General features: G+C 70.1%; 7 protein-coding genes. 3 read left to right on the forward strand and 4 right to left on the reverse strand.

Features of this window, described 5'->3' with window-relative positions; translation table 11 throughout:
• The coding region (locus C667_RS17445) for a Tex family protein (protein WP_004372223.1) at positions 1-2305 on the reverse strand (2305 nt) is incomplete at its 3' end.
• Positions 2306-2594: 289 nt separating this feature from the next.
• On the opposite strand from C667_RS17445, the gene rfbB reads away from it, so the two are divergent.
• The 3 genes from rfbB to C667_RS17460 all read left to right on the forward strand — a co-directional run bounded on the left by rfbB (position 2595) and on the right by C667_RS17460 (position 6088).
• The gene (gene rfbB, locus C667_RS17450) at positions 2595-3665 is read left to right on the forward strand and encodes a dTDP-glucose 4,6-dehydratase (protein ID WP_004372227.1); all 1071 of its coding nucleotides are present in this window, start codon (positions 2595-2597) and stop codon (positions 3663-3665) included.
• Positions 3662-4552: a dTDP-4-dehydrorhamnose reductase gene (gene rfbD, locus C667_RS17455; RefSeq protein ID WP_004372230.1), complete on the forward strand. Its 891-nt coding sequence runs from the start codon at positions 3662-3664 to the stop codon at positions 4550-4552. The genes rfbB and rfbD overlap by 4 nt, the downstream gene beginning before the upstream one ends.
• Positions 4553-4639: 87 nt before the next feature.
• On the forward strand, positions 4640-6088 hold the full coding sequence (locus C667_RS17460) for a mannose-1-phosphate guanylyltransferase/mannose-6-phosphate isomerase (protein ID WP_004372233.1): 1449 nt from the start codon (positions 4640-4642) through the stop codon (positions 6086-6088).
• Positions 6089-6476: 388 nt separating this feature from the next.
• Here the strand turns inward: C667_RS17460 and C667_RS17465 are convergent, their stop codons facing one another.
• From C667_RS17465 to C667_RS17475, 3 genes are all read right to left on the reverse strand, one after another.
• Positions 6477-6917 carry a host attachment protein gene (locus tag C667_RS17465; protein ID WP_004372236.1) on the reverse strand — a complete coding sequence of 147 codons (441 nt, stop codon included), beginning with the start codon at positions 6915-6917 and terminating at the stop codon, positions 6477-6479.
• Positions 6918-7130: 213 nt separating this feature from the next.
• Positions 7131-7595, reverse strand: a complete 465-nt coding sequence (locus C667_RS17470) for a flavodoxin family protein (RefSeq protein WP_004372240.1) — start codon at positions 7593-7595, stop codon at positions 7131-7133.
• A gap of 1 nt (position 7596) precedes the next feature.
• Entirely contained in the window at positions 7597-8370 is a 774-nt protein-coding gene (locus tag C667_RS17475) for a M90 family metallopeptidase (protein ID WP_004372243.1), read from the reverse strand.
• Positions 8371-8378: the final 8 nt, after the last annotated feature.

The following is an 8378-nucleotide window of genomic DNA, read 5'->3' on the forward strand; positions in this document are numbered from 1 at the left end:
GGCGCTGCTCGCCACGCGGCGCCTGGCCGCCTTCCGCACGCTGAGGCGTGGCCCGATCCCGCTGCGGCGTGCCCTTGTCTCGCCGCGCCGCACCCTCGTCGCGCCGGGCGCCGGGCTCGCCGCGTTTCGCCGTCACCTCGTCGCCCAGGCGCATCGTCAGCGCGATGCGGTGGCGCGGGATGTCCACCTCCAGCACCTTGACCTTCACCACCTGTCCGGCCTTGACCACGCTGTGCGGGTCCTTGACGAAGGTGTTCGACAGCGCCGAGATATGCACCAGGCCGTCCTGATGCACGCCGATGTCCACGAAGGCGCCGAAGTTGGTGACGTTGGTGACCACGCCCTCGAGCAGCATGCCGGGCTCGAGGTCCTTCAAGGTCTCCACGCCCTCGCGGAAGGTCGCGGTGCGAAACTCGGGGCGCGGGTCGCGGCCGGGCTTCTCGAGCTCGGCGAGGATGTCCTGCACGGTCGGCAGGCCGAAGCGCTCGTCGGTGAACTCGGTTGGCTTGAGGCTCTTGAGGACGCTGCCGTTGCCCATCAGCTCGCGCACGCCCTTCTGCACCTTGGCGAGGATGCGCTCGACCACCGGGTAGGCCTCCGGGTGCACCGAGGAGGCGTCGAGCGGGTCGTCGCCGCTGGGGATGCGCAGGAAGCCGGCGGCCTGCTCGAAGGTCTTGGGGCCGAGCCGGGGGACGTCCTTCAGCGCGCTGCGGCTACGGAAGGGCCCCTGCGTGTTGCGGTGCTCGACGATGTTGCCGGCGAGCGTGGCGTTGAGTCCCGAGATGCGCGCGAGCAGCGGCGCGGAAGCCGTGTTCACATCCACGCCGACCGCGTTCACGCAGTCTTCCACCACCGCGTCCAGGCTCTTGGCCAGGCGGCCCTGGTTCACGTCGTGCTGGTACTGGCCGACGCCGATCGACTTGGGGTCGATCTTGACCAGCTCGGCGAGCGGGTCCTGCAGGCGGCGGGCGATCGACACCGCGCCGCGCAGGCTCACGTCGAGGTTGGGGAACTCGCGCGCGGCGAGCTCGGAGGCGGAGTACACCGACGCGCCGGCTTCGGACACCACGATCTTGGTCACGCCCAGTTCCGGGTGACGCTTCATCAGCTCGGCCACCAGCGCGTCGGTCTCGCGTGAGGCGGTGCCGTTGCCGATGGCGATCAGCTCGACGGCGTGCTTCTTCGCCAGCGCGGCGATGGCGGCGATGGAGGACTCGCGGTCGCGGCGCGGCTCGAAGGGATACACGGTGGCGGTGTCGACCAGCTTGCCGGTGGCATCCACCACCGCGACCTTCACGCCGGTGCGGATGCCCGGGTCGAGGCCGATGGTGGCGCGCGTGCCGGCGGGCGCGGCGAGCAGCAGGTCGTGGAGGTTGCGCGCGAAGACGCGAATCGCCTCTTCCTCGGCGCGCTCGCGCAGCTCGCTCATCAACTCGAGCTCGAGGTGGATGGAGATCTTCACGCTCCACGCCCAGCGCGCGGTTTCACTCAGCCAGCGGTCGCCCGGGCGGCCCTGGTTGCGGATGCCGAAGCGCACGGCGATGCGGCCTTCGCAGGGATGGGGTGCGTCCGCATCGGCGCGCTCCACATCGAGCGTCAGGCGCAGCACGCCCTCGTTGCGCCCACGCAGCAGCGCCAGCGCGCGGTGCGAGGGCATGGTGGCGATCGGCTCGGCGAAGTCGAACCAGTCGCGGAACTTGGCGCCCTCGGTCTCCTTGCCCTCGATCACGCTCGAGCGCACCTGGCCATGCTCGTGCAGGTAGGCGCGCAGCTCGCCGAGCAGGGCGGCGTCCTCGGCGAAGTGCTCCATGAGGATCTGGCGTGCGCCGTCGAGCACCGCCTTGGCGTCGGCGAAGCCGGCCTCGGCATTCAGGTACTTCTCCGCCTCCACTTCGGGCGTCAGCGTGGCATCGCCGAGCAGGGCTTCGGCGAGCGGGCCGATGCCGGCCTCGCGCGCGATCTGCGCCTTGGTGCGGCGCTTGGGCTTGTAGGGCAGGTAGAGGTCTTCGAGGCGCTGCTTGGTGTCGGCGTCCTCGACCTCGGCGCGCAGCGCGGGGCTGAGCTTGCCCTGCTCCTCGATCGAGGCCAGCACGGTGGCGCGGCGATCCTCGAGCTCGCGCAGGTAGCCGAGGCGCTCCTCGAGCGTGCGCAGCTGGGTGTCGTCCAGGCCGCCGGTGACTTCCTTGCGGTAGCGGGCGATGAAGGGCACGGTGGCGCCGTCGTCGATGAGCTGGACGGCGGCGATGACCTGGCGCGGCGAGACGCCGAGCTCTTCGGCGATGCGGTATTCGATCGGGGGGAGCATGGGGTCGAGGCGATGAGGCGCGAAAGGGAAGGGCGGGATAGTGCAACAGGCGGCGCGAAGAGGGCAACCGCGCGTCGCGGGCGCGGTCGGGGGAGGCTCGAAAAGGCGGGCTTGGCGCGCGACGCGGGTTCCGGCGTACGGCGAAATACCCTGGGATACACGCGATTTTTCGGTGCCGCAGGGTGGTCTCATCGCAACCGAGACCCGGCGGGCGAGAATTCGGACACTCCGGATCACCCGCTCCGGATGCGATAATTGCATTTTTCCAGCTCCAGGCAGGGTTCCCAGAGTGATTCTCGTGACAGGCGGCGCCGGCTTCATCGGCGCGAACTTCGTGCTCGACTGGCTGGCGACCAGCGACGAGCCCGTGATCAACCTCGACGCACTGACCTACGCCGGCAATCGCGAGACGCTCGCGCCGCTGGAAGGCGACGCGCGCCACCTCTTCGTGCATGGCGACATCTGCGACCGCGCCCTGGTCGAGCGCCTCTTTGCCGAGCACAAGCCGCGCGCGGTGGTGCACTTCGCCGCCGAGAGCCACGTCGACCGCTCCATCGATGGCCCCGGCGCCTTCGTGCGCACCAACGTCGACGGCACCTTCACCCTGCTCGAAGCAGCACGCGCGCACTGGAGCGCGCTGCCCGCCGGCGAGCGCGAGCTCTTCCGCTTCCTGCACGTGAGCACCGACGAGGTCTACGGCTCGCTTGGCCCGAACGACCCCGCCTTCACCGAGACCAAGACCTACGAGCCCAACAGCCCCTACTCGGCGAGCAAGGCGGCGAGCGACCACCTGGTGCGCGCGTGGCACCACACCTACGGGCTGCCGGTGCTCACCACGAACTGCTCGAACAACTACGGCCACTATCAGTTTCCCGAGAAGCTGATCCCGCTGATGATCGTAAACGCCCTCGCCGGCAAGCCGCTGCCGATCTACGGCGACGGCCAGAACGTGCGCGACTGGCTGTACGTGGGCGACCACTGCAGCGCGATCCGCGAGGTGCTCGCGCGCGGCCGCCTCGGCGAGACCTACAACGTCGGCGGCTGGAACGAGATGGCCAACCTCGAGATCGTGCACACCCTGTGCGCGCTGCTCGACGAGCTGCGCCCGAGCGCGGCCGGCAGCTACGCGCGCCTCGTCACCTACGTGAAGGACCGCCCCGGTCACGACCGCCGCTACGCCATCGACGCGCGCAAGATCGAGCGCGAGCTCGGCTGGCGTCCGGCGGAGACCTTCCAGAGCGGCATCCGCAAGACCGTGCAGTGGTACCTGGACAACCCGGGCTGGATCGCCAACGTACAGAGCGGCGCCTACCGCGACTGGGTGGCGCGCAACTACGCCGGACGCGAGGTGCAGCCATGAAGATCCTGCTGCTGGGCAAGAACGGGCAGGTCGGTTGGGAACTCCAGCGCTCGCTCGCGCCGCTCGGCACGGTCGTGGCGCTCGACCGTGGCGGCGCCGACGGCCTGTGCGGCGATCTCGAGGACCTCGAGGGCATCGACCGCACGGTGCGCCGGCTCGCCCCCGACGTGATCGTCAACGCCGCCGCCTACACCGCGGTGGACAAGGCCGAGACCGACATCGAGCGCGCGCAGCGCATCAACGCCGAGGCGCCGGGCGTGCTCGCCGGGGCCGCTGCGGCGGTGGGCGCGCTATTGGTGCATTACTCGACCGACTACGTCTTCGACGGCAGCGGCGACACCCCCTGGCGCGAGGACGCCCCGACCGCGCCGCTGTCGGTATACGGGCGCACCAAGCTCGCCGGCGAAGAGGCGATCCGCGCTGCGGGCTGCCGCCACCTGATCCTGCGCACCTCGTGGGTGTATGCGGCGCGCGGCGGCAACTTCGCGCGCACGATGCTTCGCCTTGCGGCCGAGCGCGAACGCCTGACCGTGATCGCCGACCAGCACGGCGCGCCCACCGGCGCGGAGCTGATCGCCGACGTCAGCGCCCACGCCATCCGCGCCGAACACAGAGACCACAGCCTGGGTGGCACCTACCACCTCGCCGCCGGCGGCGAGACGAGCTGGCACGGCTACGCGAGCTTCGTGATCGAACAGGCGCGCGAGCTCGGCGCGGCGCTGAAGGTGGGCGAGATCGCGCCGATCGGCACGCGCGACTATCCGACCGCCGCGGCGCGACCGCTCAACTCCCGGCTCGACACCGGGCGGCTGCGCGACCGCCTCGAGCTCGCGCTGCCCGACTGGCGCGACGGCGTCGCCCGCATGCTGCGCGAGATCCTCCACTGATGCCTCAGGCCGGGTCGCACGCCTCCGCTGCCGTGCGCACGGGGAAAAAGACGCCCGGCCGACCCAACCCAAGCAAGGACCCGATTCATGACCATCAAGAGCGTGATCCTCTCCGGCGGCTCCGGCACCCGACTGTGGCCAGCTTCGCGCGAGAGCTATCCCAAGCAACTCCTGCCGCTCACCGGCGAGCGCTCGCTGCTGCAGGAGACCGCGCTGCGGCTGAAGGATTTCCCCGGCGGCGAGGTCGACCCGCGCCCGCTGGTCGTCACCAACGAAGAGTACCGCTTCATCATCGCCGAACAACTTCGCCAGATCGGCGTACGTTCGCCGCAGATCGTGCTCGAGCCGGTCGGCCGCAACACCGCGCCGGCGCTCACCCTGGCCGCGCTGGTGGCGGAGGAGGAGGGCGACCCGATCCTGCTGGTGATGCCCGCCGACCACGTCATCACCGAGCAGCCCGCCTTCCAGCACGCGATCGCGGTCGGCGCGAAGGCGGCCGCGACCGGTGCGCTGGTGACCTTCGGCATCGTCCCCGACCGCGCCGAGACCGGCTACGGCTACCTGCGCAGCGGCGCGGCGCTGGCCGAGGGCGAGGGCGCGCGCGCCCTGCTGGAGTTCGTCGAGAAGCCCGACCGCGCCACCGCCGAGGCCTACGTCGCCAGCGGCGCCTATTACTGGAACAGCGGCATCTTCATGATGAAGGCCTCGGTGTGGCTGGCGGCGATCCGCCGCTTCGCGCCCGAGATGGCCGCGGCGTGCGCCGCGGCAGTGGCCGCCTGCACCCACGACGCCGACTTCATCCGCCTCGACACCGCCGCCTTCGAACGCAGCCCGAGCGACTCCATCGACTACGCAGTGATGGAAAGGCTCGCCGAGGCGCCGGAGCTGGGGCGGGGCGTGGTCGTGCCGCTGTCGGCCGGCTGGTCCGATGTGGGCGCCTGGGACGCGCTGTGGGCGGTGTCGGCCAAGGACGGCGAGGGCAACGCCGCGCGCGGCGAGGTGCTCTTCGAGTCGTGCCGCAACACCCTGGTGCATGCCGGGAGCCGTCTGGTCGCGGCGGTGGGCTGCGAGGACATGGTGGTGGTCGAGACCCCCGACGCGGTGATGGTCGCGCACAAGGACCGCACGCAGGACGTCAAGAAGGTCGTCGCCCGCCTGAAGGCCGAGGGCCGTACGCTCACGCAGAGCCATCGCAAGGTCTATCGCCCCTGGGGCTGGTACGACTCGATCGACGCCGGCGAGCGCTTCCAGGTCAAGCGCATCGTGGTCAACCCGGGCGCCAAGCTCAGCCTGCAGATGCACCACCACCGCGCCGAACACTGGATCGTGGTCAAGGGCACCGCCGAGGTCACCAACGGCGAGCGCAGCTTCCTGCTCGCCGAGAACGAATCGACCTACATCCCGCTCGGCCACACCCACCGCCTGTCGAATCCGGGCAAGGTCCCGCTCGAGATCATCGAGGTGCAGTCGGGCAGCTACCTCGGCGAGGACGACATCGTGCGCTTCGAGGACACCTACGGCCGCGGCACGAGCTGATGCCGTCCTCCGCATCGCGCCCCTGCAGCAGCGGCGACAGCCGCGAACGAACTGGGCGAACGCGATGGACGGTGCCGGGTGCGGACAGGCCGTGTCCGCGCCTTGCAGCGCTGCTGCGGAAACCAGCGTGCCTCGGGGCGTGCAGGAGCGACGGTGGCCGCGAAGCTGTCGGTCGCAATAGCGAACGGGGCGCCGTGCGCCCCGTCCTGGGTCGGGCTACGCCGTGCGTGCCCGGGGTCTCCGGAGTGGAGACGATGTCATCGATGTGCACTGCATTCGTCAGGAAAGCTGGATCCTCGGGGTCTCGGTCAAGCACATCCTCCTTGGCTCGGGCAGCTGCCTTTTGCCGTTGGCTGATCGGGTCTGGAGCCTTCGCGAACGTCCTCCCTTAGAGAAAGATCGTCGAGCCGAGGTGTTCCCCGAGCTCGTCCTGCGGTGTCTTGGTGTAATCCTTTTCGAAGCGGTCTGTGACCATCTGCGCGGTCGGGCCGTCGAGGACGGCGTTGAGCAAGCCCATGAATGCGGGCGGAGCGACCAGGATCGCGCGTTTGAATGCGTTGGTCGTGCGTCCCTGGTAGAGGGTCTGGGCGAGCTCCTGTGCGAACACCTTGGCCTCGTGCTGCTTGGGTAGGGTCTGCGGCTGCATCGAGCCGCCGCCGGTGCCGTTCGAGCCGTTCGCGCCCGCGCGGTCCGAGACCAGGTCGCCGTTCTTCTGTCTGCTTTCCGGGTGGATCAGTTCCCTCACCAGCGTCAGGCCCTTGTTGGGGCCCAGGTTGGCGTACAGCTTTGCCAGGCTGGCGTTGGCAACCAGAATCCAGGTGATGGCCATAAGCAATCCTCCGTTCGATGAAAGACCGGGGTGCCCTCCGAAGCGGACACGATCCCAGCTTAGGCCACGCGGACGGACTCCGCCATGATCATTGTTACCGCTTCGTGAAAGTCGATCCCGATTAACGCAAACGTGAACTTCCGCTGCGCGCTCGAGGCAGCTTCAGCCGCGTCTCCAGCGCTCCTCGCGCCTGACTCCTCAAGCCTCGCGCCCTCAGAACACCCCCATCGCCAGGCCGGCCGCCATCGCCTCGCCGAGTTCGCGCGCGCGCTCGAGGTCGGCAGGGGTGATCTCGCGCCGCACGATCAGGGGCTCGGCGACCGTCTTCCAGCCGTAGCCGGTGGCGATGCGACCGATCTCGCGCACCGCGCCGGTGCCGTCGTTGCCGGCGCTGACGAAGACCGCATAGGGCAGGCCGACGAGCTTGCCCTCGCAGGGGTAGTAGGTGCGGTCGAAGAAGTCCTTGAGCGCGCCCGACATGTAGCCGAAGTTCTCCGGCGTGCCGAGCAGCAGGCCGTTGCAGGCGAGCAGGTCTGCGGTGCCGGCATCGAAGGCGCGCAGCAGCCGGGTCTCGGTCTCGGCCACGCGCTGCGCCCCCTCGAGCACCGCGGCGGCGAGGCGGCCGGTGTTGCCGCTCTGGGTGTGGTGGACGATCAGCAGGCGCTTGGGCGCGCTCATTTCAGCCTCCGCTGGTGGTCGCCGCGCGGGCGGCGGGGTCCATGCCGTAGAAGTGCACGAGCTGATCGTACACCGCGGGAAAGCGCCCGCGCAGCACGAGCGGGTCCTCGAAGAAGACCTCGGAGACCACCGCGAAGAACTCGCCCGGGTGCTCCGCGCCGTAGGGGTCGATCGCGGTGTCGACGCCGCGGTCGACCTCGGCGCAGAAGTCCTCGTAGGCCTTGCCGAAGGCCTCGGCCCAGGCCTGGCGCGACATGCCCGGGCGCAGGCGGGGCAGGCCGTCGACGCCGCCGTTCTCCATGTCGAGCTTGTGGGCGAACTCGTGGATGACCACGTTGACGCCCGCCGGCGCGTCCTCGTCCGCGAACCAGGACAGCAGCACCGGACCGCCCTCCCAGGCCTCGCCGAGCACCTCGTCCTCGTACTCGTGCAGCACGCCGGCCTCGTCGACGATGCGACGCGGGATCAGGAAGTCGCCCGGGTACACGATCACCCCCACCCAGCCGTCGTAGGCCTGCAGGCCGATGTGGAGCACCGGCAGGCAGGCCTGCAGCGCGATCGCCAGCAGCATGTCGTCGTCCAGCGCCAGGCCTTGCGCGCCATGGAACTGCTTGCTGGCGAGGAAGGCGAGCGCCGTCTCGCGCAGGCGCGCGCGGTCTGCCGCGGTGAGGTGGTCGAGGAAGGGCAGGGTCGCCTCGACCCGCCGCCATTGCGCCGCCTCCACCGCAGGGCGGGTGGGGGCGATGCCGAGCAGGCGACGCAAGCGCTGGAGCATGGGAGGGG

It is taken from the genome of Thauera phenylacetica B4P (assembly GCF_000310225.1).
Lineage (GTDB): Bacteria > Pseudomonadota > Gammaproteobacteria > Burkholderiales > Rhodocyclaceae > Thauera > Thauera phenylacetica.